This is a genomic window from Pseudomonas sp. BNK-30 (assembly GCF_047456185.1).
In the GTDB taxonomy this organism is placed as follows: domain Bacteria; phylum Pseudomonadota; class Gammaproteobacteria; order Pseudomonadales; family Pseudomonadaceae; genus Aquipseudomonas; species Aquipseudomonas putida_E.
The window spans coordinates 5049302-5066105 of the sequence record NZ_CP179904.1 but is presented as its reverse complement, the minus strand read 5'-3'; the positions used below and the strand labels follow the sequence as shown (position 1 = coordinate 5066105).

Annotated in this window: 17 protein-coding genes, 1 tRNA gene and 1 pseudogene; 12 read left to right on the top strand and 7 right to left on the bottom strand. The window is 62.6% G+C overall.

From position 1 onward, the window contains the following. The first annotated feature begins 6 nt into the window (after positions 1-6). The gene (gene choW, locus ACMGGN_RS23470; protein WP_177010808.1) at positions 7-855 is read left to right on the top strand and encodes a choline ABC transporter permease subunit; all 849 of its coding nucleotides are present in this window, start codon (positions 7-9) and stop codon (positions 853-855) included. Further along, positions 852-2030: a choline ABC transporter ATP-binding protein gene (gene choV, locus ACMGGN_RS23465; RefSeq protein WP_046788302.1), complete on the top strand. Its 1179-nt coding sequence runs from the start codon at positions 852-854 to the stop codon at positions 2028-2030. The genes choW and choV overlap by 4 nt, the downstream gene beginning before the upstream one ends. Positions 2031-2145: 115 nt before the next feature. Here the strand turns inward: choV and hisF are convergent, their stop codons facing one another. The 6 genes from hisF to ACMGGN_RS23435 all read right to left on the bottom strand — a co-directional run bounded on the left by hisF (position 2146) and on the right by ACMGGN_RS23435 (position 7161). Then, complete coding sequence (hisF, locus tag ACMGGN_RS23460) at positions 2146-2916, bottom strand: imidazole glycerol phosphate synthase subunit HisF (protein ID WP_012316672.1); 771 nt, start codon at positions 2914-2916, stop codon at positions 2146-2148. 10 nt (positions 2917-2926) lie between these two features. Continuing rightward, positions 2927-3664, bottom strand: a complete 738-nt coding sequence (gene hisA / locus ACMGGN_RS23455; RefSeq protein ID WP_012316673.1) for a 1-(5-phosphoribosyl)-5-[(5-phosphoribosylamino)methylideneamino]imidazole-4-carboxamide isomerase — start codon at positions 3662-3664, stop codon at positions 2927-2929. 112 nt (positions 3665-3776) lie between these two features. Beyond that, on the bottom strand, positions 3777-4037 hold the full coding sequence (locus ACMGGN_RS23450; protein ID WP_119687914.1) for a DUF2164 domain-containing protein: 261 nt from the start codon (positions 4035-4037) through the stop codon (positions 3777-3779). After that, on the bottom strand, positions 4038-4676 hold the full coding sequence (hisH, locus tag ACMGGN_RS23445) for an imidazole glycerol phosphate synthase subunit HisH (protein WP_012316675.1): 639 nt from the start codon (positions 4674-4676) through the stop codon (positions 4038-4040). Then, positions 4677-5270: an imidazoleglycerol-phosphate dehydratase HisB gene (hisB, locus tag ACMGGN_RS23440; RefSeq protein ID WP_012316676.1), complete on the bottom strand. Its 594-nt coding sequence runs from the start codon at positions 5268-5270 to the stop codon at positions 4677-4679. Positions 5271-5502: 232 nt separating this feature from the next. Continuing rightward, complete coding sequence (locus tag ACMGGN_RS23435; protein ID WP_046788301.1) at positions 5503-7161, bottom strand: OFA family MFS transporter; 1659 nt, start codon at positions 7159-7161, stop codon at positions 5503-5505. 370 nt (positions 7162-7531) lie between these two features. Here ACMGGN_RS23435 and ACMGGN_RS23430 point away from each other — a divergent pair, with 370 nt between their 5' ends. The 6 genes from ACMGGN_RS23430 (at position 7532) to ACMGGN_RS23405 (ending at position 13011) form a co-directional block, all read left to right on the top strand. Then, positions 7532-9775, top strand: coding sequence for an AsmA family protein (locus ACMGGN_RS23430; RefSeq protein ID WP_237860322.1), 2244 nt, complete (start codon positions 7532-7534; stop codon positions 9773-9775). Then, on the top strand, positions 9772-10839 hold the full coding sequence (gene mutY, locus ACMGGN_RS23425; protein ID WP_204919131.1) for an A/G-specific adenine glycosylase: 1068 nt from the start codon (positions 9772-9774) through the stop codon (positions 10837-10839). Before ACMGGN_RS23430 ends, mutY begins: the two co-directional genes overlap by 4 nt. Continuing rightward, positions 10836-11108, top strand: coding sequence for an oxidative damage protection protein (locus ACMGGN_RS23420; RefSeq protein WP_012316680.1), 273 nt, complete (start codon positions 10836-10838; stop codon positions 11106-11108). Before mutY ends, ACMGGN_RS23420 begins: the two co-directional genes overlap by 4 nt. 90 nt (positions 11109-11198) lie before the next feature. After that, positions 11199-11274: transfer RNA gene (locus tag ACMGGN_RS23415), tRNA-Phe, on the top strand. Between the two features lie 191 nt (positions 11275-11465). After that, positions 11466-12455, top strand: a complete 990-nt coding sequence (gene ppk2 / locus ACMGGN_RS23410) for a polyphosphate kinase 2 (protein WP_046788297.1) — start codon at positions 11466-11468, stop codon at positions 12453-12455. 112 nt (positions 12456-12567) lie between these two features. Continuing rightward, the gene (locus ACMGGN_RS23405; protein WP_174141962.1) at positions 12568-13011 is read left to right on the top strand and encodes a hypothetical protein; all 444 of its coding nucleotides are present in this window, start codon (positions 12568-12570) and stop codon (positions 13009-13011) included. A gap of 169 nt (positions 13012-13180) precedes the next feature. Here the strand turns inward: ACMGGN_RS23405 and ACMGGN_RS23400 are convergent. Continuing rightward, a pseudogene (locus tag ACMGGN_RS23400) lies at positions 13181-13402 on the bottom strand (GABA permease); the annotation flags it as partial. A 365-nt stretch (positions 13403-13767) separates the two neighbouring features. Between ACMGGN_RS23400 and ACMGGN_RS23395 the strand changes: the two are divergent. The 4 genes from ACMGGN_RS23395 to ACMGGN_RS23380 are packed head-to-tail and all read left to right on the top strand — an operon-like array spanning position 13768 to position 16742. After that, a complete protein-coding gene (locus ACMGGN_RS23395; RefSeq protein ID WP_012316684.1) occupies positions 13768-14541 on the top strand; it encodes an ABC transporter ATP-binding protein in 774 nt (257 codons plus the stop codon). Positions 14542-14552: 11 nt separating this feature from the next. Continuing rightward, a complete protein-coding gene (locus ACMGGN_RS23390) occupies positions 14553-15305 on the top strand; it encodes an ABC transporter substrate-binding protein (RefSeq protein WP_115273105.1) in 753 nt (250 codons plus the stop codon). Positions 15306-15360: 55 nt separating this feature from the next. Continuing rightward, complete coding sequence (locus tag ACMGGN_RS23385; RefSeq protein WP_012316686.1) at positions 15361-16056, top strand: ABC transporter permease; 696 nt, start codon at positions 15361-15363, stop codon at positions 16054-16056. After that, positions 16053-16742: an ABC transporter permease gene (locus ACMGGN_RS23380; RefSeq protein WP_046788295.1), complete on the top strand. Its 690-nt coding sequence runs from the start codon at positions 16053-16055 to the stop codon at positions 16740-16742. Before ACMGGN_RS23385 ends, ACMGGN_RS23380 begins: the two co-directional genes overlap by 4 nt. The last annotated feature ends 62 nt before the right edge of the window (positions 16743-16804 follow it).

The following is a 16804-nucleotide window of genomic DNA, read 5'->3' as shown; positions in this document are numbered from 1 at the left end:
CTCGCTATCATGCTTATCGATCAGAAAATACCCCTGGGTCAGTACATCGCGTCATTCGTCGAATGGCTGACCCAGAATGGCGCCGATTACTTCGACGCCATCGCCCAAGGCCTGGAATTCATGATCCATGGCGTCACCAGCACCCTGACCTGGTTCAACCCGTTCGTCCTCATCGCCCTGTTCGCCGCCCTCGCGCACCTGATCCAGCGTAAATGGGCACTGACGGTGTTCGTCGCCCTCTCCTTTCTGCTGATCCTCAACCTGGGGTACTGGCAGGAGACCATGGAAACCCTGGCACAAGTCACCTTTGCCACCGTGGTCTGTGTGGCCATCGGCGTGCCGCTGGGTATCGTCGCTGCGCATAAACCGATGTTCTACACCGTGATGCGCCCGGTGCTCGACCTGATGCAGACAGTGCCGACCTTCGTTTACCTGATCCCTACCCTGACCCTGTTCGGCCTGGGTGTGGTGCCTGGGCTGATCTCCACGGTGGTGTTCGCCATCGCCGCGCCGATTCGCCTGACCTACCTGGGCATCTGTGACGTCCCGCAGGAGCTGCTGGACGCCGGCAAGGCCTTCGGCTGCTCGCGGCGCCAGTTGCTGACCCGCATCGAACTGCCCCACGCGATGCCCAGCATCGCCGCCGGTGTCACCCAGTGCATCATGCTGTCGCTGTCGATGGTGGTGATCGCCGCCCTGGTGGGTGCCGACGGCCTGGGCAAACCCGTGGTCAACGCACTGAACACCGCCGATATTTCCCTGGGCTTCGAAGCGGGCCTGGCGATCGTACTGCTGGCCATCATGCTCGACCGTATCTGCAAGCAACCGGAAGTCACGGCAAGGGGTGAAGCATGAGCATCATTCGTTTCGAAGACGTCGACGTCATCTTCTCCAACAAGCCGCGCGAGGCCCTGGCACTACTCGACCAGGGCAAGACCCGCGAGCAGATCCTCAAGCAGACCGGCCTTGTGGTCGGCGTCGAAAAGGCCAACCTGGACATCAACAAGGGCGAGATCTGTGTGCTGATGGGCTTGTCCGGTTCGGGCAAGTCGAGCCTGCTGCGCTGCATCAACGGCCTGAACACCGTCAGCCGCGGCAAGCTGTTCGTCGAGCACGAAGGCCAGCACATCGACATTGCCCACTGCACCCCGGCGGAGCTCAAGATGATGCGCACCAAGCGCATCGCCATGGTGTTCCAGAAGTTCGCCCTGATGCCCTGGCTGACGGTGCGCGAGAACATCAGCTTTGGCCTGGAAATGCAGGGCCGCCCTGAAAAGGAACGGCGCAAGCTGGTCGACGAGAAGCTCGAGCTGGTGGGGTTGACCCAGTGGCGCAACAAGAAGCCGGACGAACTCTCCGGCGGCATGCAGCAGCGCGTGGGCCTGGCCCGGGCGCTGGCCATGGACGCCGACATCCTGCTGATGGACGAACCGTTCTCTGCCCTCGACCCGCTGATCCGCCAGGGCCTGCAGGACGAGCTGCTGGAGCTGCAGCGCAAGCTCAACAAGACCATCGTGTTCGTCAGCCACGACCTGGACGAAGCGCTCAAGCTGGGCAGCCGCATCGCCATCATGAAGGACGGGCGGATCATCCAGTACAGCAAGCCCGAGGAGATCGTGCTCAACCCGGCGGACGAGTATGTGCGCACCTTCGTGGCCCACACCAACCCGCTGAACGTGCTGTGCGGCCGCAGCCTGATGCGCACCCTGGACAACTGCAAGCGGATCAACGGTTCGGTGTGCCTGGACCCAGGCATCGACTCGTGGCTGGACCTGGGCGAAGGCGGCTCGCTCAAGCGTGCACGCCAGGGGCAGAACGGGCTGGACCTGCAGAACTGGGCGCCAGGGGAGGATGTCGAGTTGCTGGAACGCCGGCCTACGCTGGTCAATGCCGATATCGGCATGCGCGAAGCGCTGCAGATCCGTTACCAGACCGGCAACAAGCTGGTGCTGCAGGATAACGACAAGGTGGTGGGGATACTTGGGGATACCGAGCTTTACCACGCGCTGCTTGGGAAGAACCACGGGTGATGCAACTGGGGCCGCTGTGCGGCCCTTTCGCGACACAAGGCCGCTCCTACAAAAGGCGTATCTGTAGGCGCGGCCTTGTGTCGCGAAAGGAGGGCAAAGCCCTCCCAACAATCCATCAGCGAACGACGATACCGCGTGCAGCCATGTAGGCCTTGGCCTCCGGCACCGTGTACTCACCGAAGTGGAAGATGCTCGCCGCCAGCACCGCGCTGGCATGCCCTTCCAGAATCCCGTCAGCCAGGTGCTGCAGGTTACCCACACCACCCGATGCGATCACCGGAATGCCCAGCGCATCGCTGATGGCGCGGGTCACACCCAGGTCAAAACCGTTCTTCATGCCGTCCTGGTCCATGCTGGTCAGCAGGATCTCACCGGCCCCCAGGCCTTCCATCTTCTTCGCCCACTCGACGGCGTCCAGCCCGGTCGGCTTGCGCCCGCCATGGGTGAAGATTTCCCAGCGCGGCGCTTCACCGGGCGCTGACACCTTCTTGGCATCGATGGCCACCACGATGCACTGCGAACCGAAACGGTCGGCAGCCTCACCCACGAACTCTGGGTTGAACACCGCAGCGGTGTTGATCGAAACCTTGTCGGCACCGGCATTGAGCAGGTTGCGGATGTCCTGCACGGTACGCACGCCACCGCCCACGGTCAGCGGGATGAACACCTGGCTGGCCATGCGCTCGACGGTATGCAGGGTGGTGTCGCGGCCATCGACGCTGGCGGTGATGTCGAGGAAGGTGATTTCGTCGGCACCCTGCTCGTTGTAGCGACGGGCAATTTCCACCGGGTCGCCGGCATCACGAATGTTCTCGAACTTGACGCCCTTGACCACCCGGCCGTTGTCCACGTCCAGGCAAGGGATGATGCGCTTGGCCAGTGCCATGGTTCAGTCCTCAGCCTTTATAGTTGTCGCAGAAGGCCTGGGCCTCGGCGACATCGAGGGTGCCTTCGTAGATGGCACGGCCAGTGATGGCACCGACGATGCCTGGGGCCTTGGCGTCCAGCAGGGTCTTGATGTCACCCAGGTTGTGGATGCCGCCCGAGGCGATCACCGGGATCGAGGTGGCCGCTGCCAGCGCTGCGGTGAATGGCACGTTGCAACCCTGCATCATGCCGTCCTTGGCGATGTCGGTGTAGACGATCGCCGAGACGCCATCGGCCTCGAAACGCTTGGCCAGGTCGATGACCTGCACCGAGCTCACTTCAGCCCAGCCGTCGGTGGCGACGAAACCGTCCTTGGCGTCCAGGCCGACGATGACCTTGCCGGGGAAGGCCTTGCACGCTTCGGCGACGAACTCTGGCTGCTTGACTGCCTTGGTGCCGATGATCACATAGCTGACGCCAGCCTTGACGTAGTGCTCGATGGTTTCCAGCGAACGGATGCCGCCGCCGATCTGGATCGGCAGGTTCGGGTAACGTTTGGCGATGGCAGTGACCACCTCACCGTTGACCGGCTGGCCTTCGAAGGCGCCGTTGAGGTCGACCAGGTGCAGGCGGCGGCAACCACCCTCGACCCACTTGGCGGCCATGCTCACCGGGTCGTCGGAAAATACCGTGGAGTCTTCCATGCGGCCCTGGCGCAGGCGCACGCAGGCACCGTCCTTCAGATCGATAGCGGGGATAATCAGCATGCTCTTTCCTTCGTCAATTCAAGCGGCAAGCTGCAAGCGACAAGCTGCAAGCATGCGCGTCGTGTTTTCGATGGCGGTCCAGCTTTGGCTTGCAGCTTGAGGCTTGAAGCTTTCAGCTTTTTTCCAACGCCCACAGGTCGCTCTCGATGCTCTCGAACCGCTCCTTGAGGTGCAGCTGAACATCGGCAATCGCCCTGTTGTAGTAATGGGGTGCAATCTCTTTGCTGAACACGTCGAGGACCTCGGCCACCTCGAACGACCCCAGCTGCAGCTCGAAGCGGTCTTCGAGGAAGCGCTTGAGGGTGTCGAGCGCTTCGCGCTCCTGCTCGGGGGCCAGGGTGATGACGGGGGCCTTGATCTTCGACCTGCTCATTTACCAGCGCCCGTCCCAGGCGACGAAGTTCTGCAGCAGCTGCAGGCCATGGGTATGGCTCTTCTCCGGGTGGAACTGCACGGCAAAGCGCGAACCCTCGGCCAGCGCGGCAGCGAAGTCGACGCCATAATGGCCGCGACCGACCACCTGGCCCGGCTTGCCGGCATTGATGTAGTAGCTGTGCACAAAATAGAAGCGCGCACGATCAGAGATGTCGTGCCACAGCGGGTGGTCGACCGCCTGGGTGACTTCGTTCCAGCCCATGTGCGGCACTTTCAGGTGCTCACCACCTTCCTGCAGGTCTTTACCGAAGAAGCGCACCTGGCCAGGGAACAGGCCGATGCAGTCGACACCGTCGTTTTCTTCGCTGTGGTCCAGCAGCGCCTGCATGCCGACACAGATGCCCAGGAACGGCCGGTCCTGGCTGACTTCACGCACCAGGCTGTCGAAACCCAGGCGGCGGATTTCGGCCATGCAGTCGCGAATCGCGCCCACGCCCGGGAACACCACACGGTCAGCCTCGCGAATCACCGCAGCATCGCTGGTGACCAGCACCTTGCCGGCGCCGACGTGCTCGAGCGCCTTGGCCACCGAGTGCAGGTTGCCCATGCCATAGTCGATTACGGCTACCGTCTGCATTTACAGGCATCCCTTGGTCGATGGCATCTGCCCGGCCATGCGCTCGTCCTGGGTCACGGCCATGCGCAGGGCACGACCAAAGGCCTTGAACACGGTTTCGATCTGGTGGTGGGTGTTGTGGCCACGCAGGTTGTCGATGTGCAGGGTAACCAAGGCATGGTTGACGAAGCCCTGGAAGAACTCCTGGAACAGGTCGACATCGAAGCCGCCAACGGTGGCGCGGGTGTACGGCACGTGCATCTGCAGGCCTGGGCGGCCGGAGAAGTCGATGACCACACGCGACAGCGCTTCGTCCAGCGGCACATAGGCATGGCCGTAACGGAAGATGCCTTTCTTGTCACCGATGGCCTGGGCGAATGCCTGGCCCAGCGTGATACCGACGTCTTCGACGGTATGGTGATCGTCGATATGCAGGTCACCCTTGCACTCGATATCCAGATCGATCAGCCCGTGTCGGGCAATCTGGTCGAGCATGTGTTCAAGGAAAGGCACGCCGATATCGAATCGGGCCTTGCCACTGCCATCGAGGTTGATCGAGCACTTGACCTGGGTTTCCAGGGTATTGCGCTCGACGGAAGCCTTACGTTCGACCATCACCAGCTCCGCAAAATCATTGGGCGAAAAGGGCTCCATTATAGGCCCAGAACGCTCAAGCTTGGAACGCGGATGACATATGGCATTGCAAGGGGCTGCTCTGCAGCCCGATCGCCGGCAAGCCGGCCCCCAGATGCCCCCCACAACTCATGCTTGGTGGAGCAACCTGCAGGAGCCAGCTTGCCGGCGATAAGGCCATCACAGCCAGCCAGTCAGCTGGCTGTCATGCACCTCAGTGGAACAACACCGCCGTCTTCTGCAGGGTAATCCACACCCCCCAGGCCAGCGGAATCACCACCACCGCCCAAGCGATCAGCACCAGCGGCAGGCTGCCAGGCGCAGCATGCCACTCCAGCGAACGCGCGCCGTCGGCGCCTTTGTCGTGGCTCAGGGCACGCTCGGCCGCAAGCTCGGCATCGCTCATGAAGTGCTTGTCGGCCACCGGGCGCACCAGCAGGTTGCAGACAAAGCCCAGCACCAGCAGGCCAGCGAGGATGTACAGGGTCATGTCATAAGCCGCCGCACGCTCCACACCCGCCGCCAACTGGTACTCACGCAGGTAAGTGATCAGCACCGGGCCCAGCACGCCGGCAGCGGCCCAGGCCGTCAACAGGCGACCGTGGATGGCACCGACCATCTGCGTACCGAACAGGTCGGCCAGGTAGGCCGGCACCGTGGCGAAACCACCGCCGTACATGGACAGGATGATGCAGAACGCCGCTACGAACAGTGCCACGTTGCCCAGGTGGCCCATGTTCGGCACCAGGCTGTAGAGGCCCACACCCAAGGCGAAGAAGGCGAAGTAGGTGTTCTTGCGGCCGATGTAGTCCGAGAACGATGCCCAGAAGAACCGCCCGCCGATGTTGAACAGGCTGAGCAGGCCGGTGAAGCCAGCGGCAATGGCGGCAATCTGCGCCAATTGTGCAGCGTTCAGCTCGCTGAAGCGCAGCTCGTTGCCCAGCAGTTTGCCGGCAAACACTTCCTGCAGCAGTGGCGACGCCATGCCCAGGATGCCGATGCCCGCAGAAACGTTCAGGCACAGCACCAGCCAGATCAGCGCGAACTGCGGGGTTTTCCAGGCAACGCTGACGTGCACGTGACGGTCGGTGACCATCGCATTGGCTTTCTTCACCGGCGCGGTCCAGCCTTCAGGCTTCCAGCCGGTCGGCGGCACGCGGTACGCCAGGGCGCCTGCGGTCATGAACACAAAGTAGATCGCCGCCATCACCACGAAGCTCTGCCACACACCCACTTCATGCTCATTGCCGAAGTGCCCCATCAGCGCAGTGGCCAACGGCGCACCGACCATGGCGCCGCCGCCAAAGCCCATGATCGCCATGCCAGTGGCCATGCCGCGCTTGTCCGGGAACCACTTGATCAGGGTCGAAACCGGCGAGATGTAGCCCAGGCCCAGGCCAATACCGCCGATCACGCCGGAGCCCAGCCACATCAGCCATAACTGGTGGGTCTTCACGCCAATTGCCGAAATCAGCATGCCGCCGCACCAGCACAGGGCCGACACCAGGCCAGCCTTGCGCGGCCCGGCGTGTTCCAGCCAACCGCCCAGCACCGCTGCCGAGCAACCGAGGAACACGAAGAACAGGGTGTAGATCCAGCTCAGCATGGAAATGGGCCAGTCGCACTCGGCGCTGAACATGCGGGCAATGAAGCCCATGTCCGCCGAGCACGCTACCGGGGCCGTGATGCCGATGGCCTGGGACAGCGGCAGCCAGAAGACGGAAAAACCGTAGGCCATGCCGATGCACAGGTGGATGGCCAACGCGGCCGGGGGTACCAACCAGCGGTTGAAGCCCGGGCGGGCGATGATGCGCTCCTTCGACAGGAAGCTTGGCGCGCTGGCCACTGCTCCTGCCGTGATACTGCTGTTCATGGATGTGATCCTTATGTAGGTAGACGATGCGTGCGCATTGAATGCCCGGCTCTTCTGGTTGCACGTAAGGCTCGGCCGTTTCAGGGCAACGTCCCGCGACAATACGTCGCGGCCGCTTCGCAGGCGGCGAAAGAGTACCAGTTCGCCTATGACATGAAAGCAATCTGATATCGTTATTTTTTGCCCGGCTGAATCGGTATTGCTGCCAAGCCAGCAAAAAGGAACTGCCCAAACCACAACTGTCGAAAGCCACAACACCTGATCAATTGGTAGGAAATGCTCTGTATCTCTTGTCGAATACTCTGGGCATACCACTGCGGCGCTATACTCTGGCGCTTGAAAATCAAATACGGACTACAAGGACTCGCCCATGAAAGCGTTCGGCAAACTCCTGGGACTGGGGCTTCTCGGGTTGCTGCTGATCATCGTGGCGCTGGGCTTCGCCCTGACCCACCTCTTCGATCCCAACGACTATAAAGACGAGATCCGCCAGTTGGCGCGCGACAAGGCCCACGTCGAGCTGACCCTCAATGGCGACATCGGCTGGAGCCTGTTCCCGTGGCTGGGCCTGGAGCTTCACGAAGCCAGCATCGCCACCCTGAACAAGCCCAAGGAACCGTTCGCCGACCTGCAGATGCTTGGCCTGTCGGTACGCGTGCTGCCCTTGCTGCGCCGTGAAGTGCAGATGAGCGATGTGCGCGTCGAAGGCCTGAACCTGACCCTGAACCGTGATGAACAGGGCCATGGCAACTGGGAAGACATCGGCAAGCCGCTGCCTGCGCAAACCGACCCAACCGCCAGTGCACCTGCGCCTGCCGAGCAGCCCGGCGCACCTGCAGAGGGCAGCAGCGAACGTACGGTCAAGCTCGACATCGACAGCCTGACCGTGAACAACGCCCGTGTGCACTTCAGCGATGCCAAGACCGGCCAGAGCTACAGCGCCGAAAGCATCCAGCTGAGCACCGGCCCGATTCACGAGGGCGCGAACATCCCGCTCAAGGCCAGCGCCTTCCTCAGCGCCAGCCAGCCGAACATGAAGGCACGCACCGAACTTGCCGGCGAGCTGCGCTTTGACCGCAAGCTCAAGCGCTACAACTTCGAGGACATGCGCCTGTCTGGCGAAACCTCGGGCGAGCCTCTGGCCGGCAAGACCATGACCTTCGCGGCCCAAGGCCAGCTGTTGGTCGACATGGCGGCCAACGTCGCCTCCTGGAATGGCCTGAAAATCTCGGCCAACCAGCTGCGCGCCCTTGGCGAGCTGAACCTGCGCGACCTGGACAAGACGCCGCAGCTCAGCGGTGGGCTGTCCATCGCCCAGTTCGACCTGCGCACCTTCCTCGATGGCGTCGGCCATCCGCTGCCGGCCACCAACGACCCCGCCGCCTTCAGCAAGCTGGAGCTGGTCACCCGCCTGCAGGGCACGCCAAGCAGCCTGGCCCTGGAAGACCTCGCCGTAAAACTCGACGACAGCACCTTCAGCGGCCGCGTTGCCGTCGAGGACGTTGCCAAGCAAGCCCTGCGCGTGCAGCTCAAGGCCGACAAGTTCGACGCCGACCGCTACATGCCGGCCAAGAGCGAAGCAGCCAAGGGTGCCACCGCAGCGCGCCAGAACGAGGTCAAGCAACAGGAAGCCAGCGCCATCGCCGGTGCCGGCAGTTCGCCGCTGCCAAACGCGCCCACCCAGGTTGCCTGGAGCAACGACAAGCTGCTGCCGGTGGACCGACTTCGCACCCTCGACCTGCAGGCCGACCTGGCCTTCGGCTCGTTGACCCTGGACAAGCTGCCGATCAGCGACGCGCAGCTGCAAGCGAACGGCCAGGGCGGCCTGATCACCTTGCAAACCTTGCGCGGTGGCCTTTACGACGGCAGTTTCGAAGCCAAGGGCACCGTCGATGTACGCCCAGCCGTGCCGCAGATCGGCGTCAATACCAAGATCAACCGCGTGCCGGTGGAGCACTTCATCAAGGCTGAAGACAAAGACCAGGCCCCGCCGGTCAAAGGCCTGCTGACCCTGACCAGCGACCTGACAGCCACCGGTAACAGCCAGAAGGCACTGGTGGACACCCTCAACGGCAATGCAAACTTCACCATCAACGACGGCGTGCTGGTCAACGCCAACCTGGAACAGCAGCTCTGCCAGGCCATCGCCACCCTCAACCGCAAGACGCTCAGCGGCGAACCACGCGGCAAGGACACGCCGTTCGAAGAACTGCGCGGCAGTCTGGTGGTGCGCAACGGCGTGGCCAGCAACCCGGACCTCAAGGCGCGCATCCCAGGCCTTACCGTCAACGGCCACGGCGACCTTGACCTGCGCGTGCTGGGCATGGACTACAACGTCGGCGTGATCGTCGAAGGTGATCAGCGTGCCATGCCCGACCCGGCCTGCCAGGTCAACGAGCGTTACGTCGGCGTCGAACTGCCGCTGCGTTGCCGTGGCCCGCTGGAGCTTGGCGCCAAGGCCTGCCGCCTGGACCAGGACGGCCTGGGCAAGGTTGCCGCCAAACTGGCCGGCAACCGCCTCAAAGACAAGATCGATGAAAAGCTCGATGAAAAACTCGGAGACAAAGTGAGCCCAGAATTGAAAGACGCGCTCAAGGGGCTGTTCAAGCGATGAGCCCTGCGCAGTTCTCCAGCGCCGTGCTGGACTGGTACGACCAGCACGGCCGACACGACCTGCCCTGGCAACAGGGCATCAACCCTTACCGGGTGTGGGTGTCGGAAATCATGCTGCAACAGACCCAGGTCAGCACCGTGCTGAACTACTTCGACCGCTTCATGCAGGCCCTGCCCACCGTGCAGGCGCTGGCCGACGCCCCGGAAGACGAGGTGCTGCACCTGTGGACCGGCCTGGGTTACTACACCCGTGCACGCAACCTGCAGAAGGCCGCCAGGATCGTCGTCGAGCAACACGGCGGCGAGTTCCCGCGCAGTGTCGAACAGCTTACCGAGCTACCAGGTATCGGCCGCTCCACCGCCGGTGCCATTGCCAGCATCAGCATGGGTATCCGTGCGCCGATCCTGGACGGCAATGTCAAACGCGTGCTGGCCCGCTTTACCGCCCAGGCCGGCTACCCGGGCGAGCCGAAGGTGGCCAATGCCCTGTGGGCCACTGCCGAGCGCTTTACCCCGCAACAGCGCGCCAACCACTACACCCAGGCGATGATGGACCTGGGCGCCACGCTGTGCACCCGCAGCAAGCCGAGTTGCCTGTTGTGCCCCGTGCGCAGCAGCTGCGAAGCGCACTTGCACGGCGAGGAAACGCGCTACCCCGAGCCCAAACCGCGCAAGGCCCTGCCCCAGCGGCGCACCCTGATGCCGCTGTTGGCCAACCATGAAGGCGCCATCCTGCTTTACCGCCGCCCGTCCAGCGGCCTCTGGGGTGGCCTGTGGAGCCTGCCCGAGCTGGACGCCATCGAGCAGCTCGATGACCTGGCCTACCAGCATGGCCTGCGCCTGGCCGAAAGCCGCGCGCTGGACGGCCTGACCCATACCTTCAGCCATTTCCAGCTGGCGATCGAGCCTTGGCTGGTGCGTGTCGACCCGGTCGGCCAGCACGTGGCCGAGGCCGACTGGCTCTGGTATAACCTCGCCACCCCGCCGCGCCTGGGCCTCGCCGCCCCGGTCAAAAAGCTGCTCAAACGCGCGGCCGACGAACTGATTGCAGGAGATGCCCGATGACCCGCACCGTGATGTGCCGCAAATACAAGGAACAACTGCCAGGCCTGGAGCGCCCGCCTTACCCCGGCGCCAAGGGCCAGGACATCTTCGAGCACATCTCGCAGCAAGCCTGGGCCGACTGGCAGAAGCACCAGACCATGCTGATCAACGAGAAGCGCCTGAACATGATGAACGCCGAGGACCGCAAGTACCTTCAGGGCGAGATGGACAAGTTTTTCGCCGGCGAAGATTACGCGCAGGCGGAAGGTTACGTTCCACCGGCCGAATGACCCCAAAAATCGTAAGCGACGGAATTAATTTAAAATTTTTTCAAAAAGTCGTTGACGAGCGGTCTGGATATCTATTTAATTCACCTCGTCGCCCAGATAGCTCAGTCGGTAGAGCAGAGGATTGAAAATCCTCGTGTCGGCGGTTCGACTCCGTCTCTGGGCACCACCTTCAGCTTCTGGTGGTTGCAAAGTTACCCGAAGCGACAACAAGAAACCCGCCTAGTGCGGGTTTCTTGTTGTCTGGGATTTCTCATCCTGTTATGCCTACCCCGTATAGTTGACCCGCATCAACTAACCCCCTCTCGCTCAAACCCACAATTGCAGGCGAACATTCGAATCGACCTCGCAAGGACCTCCATGAGCGAAGAATCCCCCCTACTGCTCCCCGCCCCCGCCGAACCGACGCCCAGCACCACACCAAAGCCTCGGGCCCGCCGCGCCCGTCAGCGCAAACCTGAGCCATCCATCACCCAGGTCAGCCAGGAACCCGCAGCACTGGAAGTGGCCAGCGCGCCGAAAGGCAGCAACGAGGACAGCACCTCTGCCCGCCTGCCGGCGAGCTACCCCTACCCGACCCGCATGCGCCGCCAGGAATACGAGAAGGCCAAGCACGCGCTGCAGATCGAGCTGCTGAAGGTACAAAGCTGGGTCAAGGACACCGGCCAGCGCGTGGTAGTGCTGTTCGAAGGGCGGGATGCGGCAGGCAAGGGCGGCACCATCAAGCGCTTCATGGAGCACCTGAACCCGCGGGGTGCGCGCATCGTCGCGCTGGAGAAGCCTTCCGAGCAGGAAAAGGGCCAGTGGTATTTCCAGCGCTATATCCAGCACCTGCCCACGGCCGGTGAAATGGTGTTCTTCGACCGCTCCTGGTACAACCGCGCCGGGGTCGAGAAGGTGATGGAGTTCTGCACACCGCTGCAGTACCTGGAGTTCATGCGCCAGGCGCCAGACCTGGAGCGCATGCTGTGCAACAGCGGCATCCTGCTGTTCAAGTACTGGTTCTCGGTGAACCGTGAAGAGCAGTTGCGCCGCTTCATCTCGCGCCGGGACGACCCGCTCAAGCACTGGAAGCTCTCGCCCATCGACATCAAGTCGCTGGATAAATGGGAGGACTACACCGCCGCCAAGGAGGCAATGTTCTTCCACACCGACACTGGCGACGCACCGTGGACGGTGATCAAGTCCGATGACAAGAAGCGCGCACGGATCAACTGCATCCGGCATTTCCTGCATTCGCTGGATTACCCGGGCAAGGACCCCAGCGTGGCGTACGCGCCGGATGACTTGCTGGTTGGCCGGGCTTCGCGCGGGTTCGAGGAGGATGAAGGGCCTGCGCTCGACAGTTGAAGGCCGGGGCCTGCAAGGGGTGCTCCGGTCTGCCGGGCGCTAGCAACGCTTGGGTTTGCTCGGCAAGTACGATTCAATACGCACATTTTCGCCCCCAAGGATTTCCAGCCCCATGGCCACCAATACCAAGCAACAGAAACGCGCCAAACGCGCCGCCAGCAAAGCCAAGCAAAACCGCATGGTACGCAGTGGCCAGGCAGTGAAAGCCAGCGCCGGTGACAGCACCAGCATCGAGCAGGTGTTCAACAAGGCAATGGAGACCGACAGCTATAAAGAGCTGTTCGTGAAGATGAAGGCCGCCCAGGAGACCAGCCTGGTCTCGATGATCTCGGTGTTCCTGGTCGACCCGCTGCTGGCACTGGTGCTCAAGGGCCACAAGGAAGAGCACGCCACCGACTACATCGTGCTGGTGTTCAACGCCTACCGCACCTGGCTCGATGGCGCCGACGAAGACACCACCATGGCCTGGCTGGAAAGCGACGAGTTCCAGGAAGCCTATATCGCTGCTTCCGAACTGGTGGCCAAGCAGCAACAGCAGCAGAAACAGTTCGGCTGAATGCTCACCGGCCCTATCGCCGGCAAGCCGGCTCCCACTGGGTTTGCGCTGAGCTTGAGAGCAACGGGGTACCTGTGGGCCGGCTTGCCGGCGATAGGGCCAGACCAGGCAAACAAAAAAAGGCCGCACCCTACACAGGACGCGGCCTTTTCATTACAGCCAGCGCGGATCAGTTATCCAGCGCCACCCGCCCGGCAGCCTGGCGCTTGCGGTGCACCAGCAAGCCAGCCGCAACCACCCCAATGCTCAGCAGCGCAGTCGCGATGATCTGCGCACGGTGATCCTCACGCAGCGCCATCACCACCAGCACGGCCACGATGAAAGCAATGCTCGCCCAGGTCAGGCCCGGGAACAGCCACATCTTGAAGTCGATCGTTTCACCGCGCGCCTTTGCACTGTTGCAAGGCATCAAAGTGCAACCCTGTGGTACAACCCTCCACTTGGCTAGGCCTGTTGTCGGGTAACCCCGAATACTCGCCAGCGACAGCGCCTTTAGCCGCAAATAGCCCAAAAGCGCTTCCCAGTGCTGCCCAAAGCTGGCACCATCGCGCCTTTTTTCATCAAGGCTATGGAGCTGGGCGAGACCCTTGCGGACATCTGCGCGACGTTGCGCTGCAGCGATGCGACAAACTGCCCCAGCATTGACCAAAGCCCCTTGCGACCCTGTTGGCCGCCCTGATGCCGCTATGCTAGCTTGGCGCACGCCAGGAAGGCCGCCAACAGCTGGGAACGCACCCGAACACATGAGGACCGCACATGGCCCAGGCCACGCCCGCGCTGGAAATCCGCAACCTGCACAAACGCTACGGCGACCAGGAAATTCTCAAGGGCATTTCGCTGACCGCGCGTGACGGTGACGTGATCTCCATTCTGGGATCGTCCGGCTCCGGCAAGTCCACCCTGCTGCGCTGCATCAACCTGTTGGAAAACCCGCACCAGGGCGAAATCCTGGTTGCCGGTGAGGCTCTCAAGCTCAAGGCCGCCAAGAACGGCGACCTGATCGCTGCCGACAACCGCCAGATCAATCGCCTGCGCAGCGAGATCGGCTTCGTCTTCCAGAATTTCAACCTGTGGCCGCACATGTCGATCCTCGACAACATCATCGAGGCGCCACGCCGCGTGCTCGGCCAGAGCAAGGCCGAAGCCACCGAAGCCGCCGAAGCGCTGCTGAACAAGGTCGGCATCTACGACAAGCGCCACAGCTACCCCGCCCAGCTTTCCGGTGGCCAGCAGCAGCGTGCTGCCATCGCCCGCACCCTGGCCATGCGGCCTAAAGTCATCCTGTTCGATGAGCCAACCTCGGCGCTCGATCCGGAAATGGTCCAGGAAGTGCTTAACGTTATCCGCGCACTGGCCGAAGAAGGCCGTACCATGCTGCTGGTGACGCACGAGATGAACTTTGCCCGCCAGGTGTCCAGTGAAGTGGTTTTCCTGCACCAGGGCCTGGTTGAAGAGCAAGGATCGCCGCAGCAGGTCTTCGAAAACCCGACCTCGGCGCGTTGCAAGCAATTCATGTCCAGCCACCGCTAACGGAGCAACACATGCAGACTTACAAGAAATTCCTCCTGGCAGCTGCCGCCACGCTGGTGTTTTCGGCCAACGCCATGGCTGCAGAAAAACTGCGCATGGGTATCGAGGCGGCCTACCCGCCGTTCAACAACAAGGACGCCAGCGGTAACGTGGTCGGCTTTGACAAAGACATCGGTGACGCCCTGTGCGCCAAGATGAAAGTCGAGTGCTCGGTCGTCACCTCCGACTGGGACGGCATCATCCCGGCCCTCAATGCCAAGAAGTTCGACTTCCTGGTGTCGTCGCTGTCGATCACCGACGAGCGCAAGCAGGCCGTCGACTTCACCGACCCGTACTACTCCAACAAGCTGCAGTTCATCGCGCCGAAGAACGTCGACTTCAAGACCGACGCGAGCTACCTCAAAGGCAAGATCATCGGCACCCAGCGCGCCACCCTGGCCGGTACCTGGCTGGAAGACACCTACGGCAGCGACATCGACATCAAGCTGTACGACACCCAGGAAAACGCCTACCTCGACCTGATCTCTGGCCGAGTGGACGGCATCCTGGCCGACAAGTACGTGCAGTACGAGTGGCTCAAGAGCAAGGACGGCATGAACTTCGAGTTCAAAGGCGAACCTGTGGTCGACAGCGACAAGATCGGCATCGCCGTACGCAAGGGTGACCCGCTGCGCGAGAAGCTGAACAAAGCCCTGGCAGAAATCAAGGCTGACGGAACGTACAAGAAGATCAACGACAAGTACTTCCCATTCAGCATCGAATGATTCGCCCCGACCAGCGCGCCCTTGCGGCGCGCCGGTCCCTAGAACGACCCTGCCCATGAATATCGACCTGCACGGATTCGGTCCGGCCCTGGCGGCTGGCACCCTGATGACCGTAAAACTGGCGCTTTGCGCCTTGCTGCTGGGGCTGGTCCTGGGCCTGCTCGGCGCCCTGGCCAAAACCTCCCCGCTCAAGCCACTGCAATGGCTTGGCGGCTTCTACTCGACCCTGGTTCGCGGCGTGCCCGAACTGCTCTGGGTTCTGCTTATCTATTTCGGCACCGTCGGCCTGATGAACAGCCTCGGCGAAGCCCTCAACATGCCTGGCCTGGAACTCAGCGCCTTCGCCGCCGGCGTGATCGCCCTGGGCCTGTGCTTCGGCGCCTACGCCACTGAAGTATTCCGTGGCGCCATCCTGGCGATCCCCAAGGGCCACCGTGAAGCCGGCCTGGCGCTGGGCCTGTCCAAAGCGCGCATCCTGTCGCGGATCATCCTCCCGCAAATGTGGCGCATCGCCCTGCCGGGCCTTGGCAACCTGTTCATGATCCTGATGAAGGACACCGCCCTGGTGTCGGTGATCGGCCTGGAAGAAATCATGCGCCACGCGCAGATCGGCGTGACCGTGACCAAAGAGCCGTTCACCTTCTACATGGTCGCGGCCTGCATCTACCTGGGCCTGACCGTCGTCGCCATGACCGGCATGCACTTCATGGAAAAACGCGCCGCTCGCGGCTTTGCGAGGGCCGAACAATGAACTGGGAAGTGATCATCAAGTGGCTACCGCGCCTGGCCCAGGGTGCCACCCTGACCCTGGAACTGGTAGCCATCGCGGTCGTGGCCGGGCTGATCCTGGCGATCCCGCTGGGTATCGCCCGCTCGTCGCGGCACTGGTACGTGCGCGCCCTGCCCTTCAGCTACATCTTCTTCTTCCGCGGCACACCGCTGCTGGTGCAGCTGTTCCTGGTCTACTACGGCCTGGCGCAGTTCGATGCAGTGCGTTCGAGCAGCCTCTGGCCCTACCTGCGCGATCCGTTCTGGTGCACGGTGCTGACCATGACCCTGCACACCGCAGCCTACATCGCCGAGATCCTGCGCGGCGCGCTGCAGTCGATCCCCAAGGGTGAAATTGAAGCGGCGCGAGCGCTGGGCATGTCCCGTGGCAAGACGCTGTTCTACATCATGCTGCCCCGCGCTGCGCGCATCGGCCTGCCGGCCTACAGCAACGAAGTGATCCTGATGCTCAAGGCCAGCGCCCTGGCCAGTACGGTGACCCTGCTGGAGCTGACCGGCATGGCACGGACCATCATTGCCCGTACCTACCTGCCGGTGGAGATCTTCTTTGCTGCCGGGGTGTTCTACCTGGTGATCTCGTTCGTACTGGTGCAAGGCTTCAAGCTGCTGGAGCGCTGGTTGCGGGTGGATGCCTGCCAAGGGCGTTAAAACCCCACGGGCTGCTCTGCAACCCACCGCCGTCAAGCCGGCTTGATGGCGGTGGGGCCCTT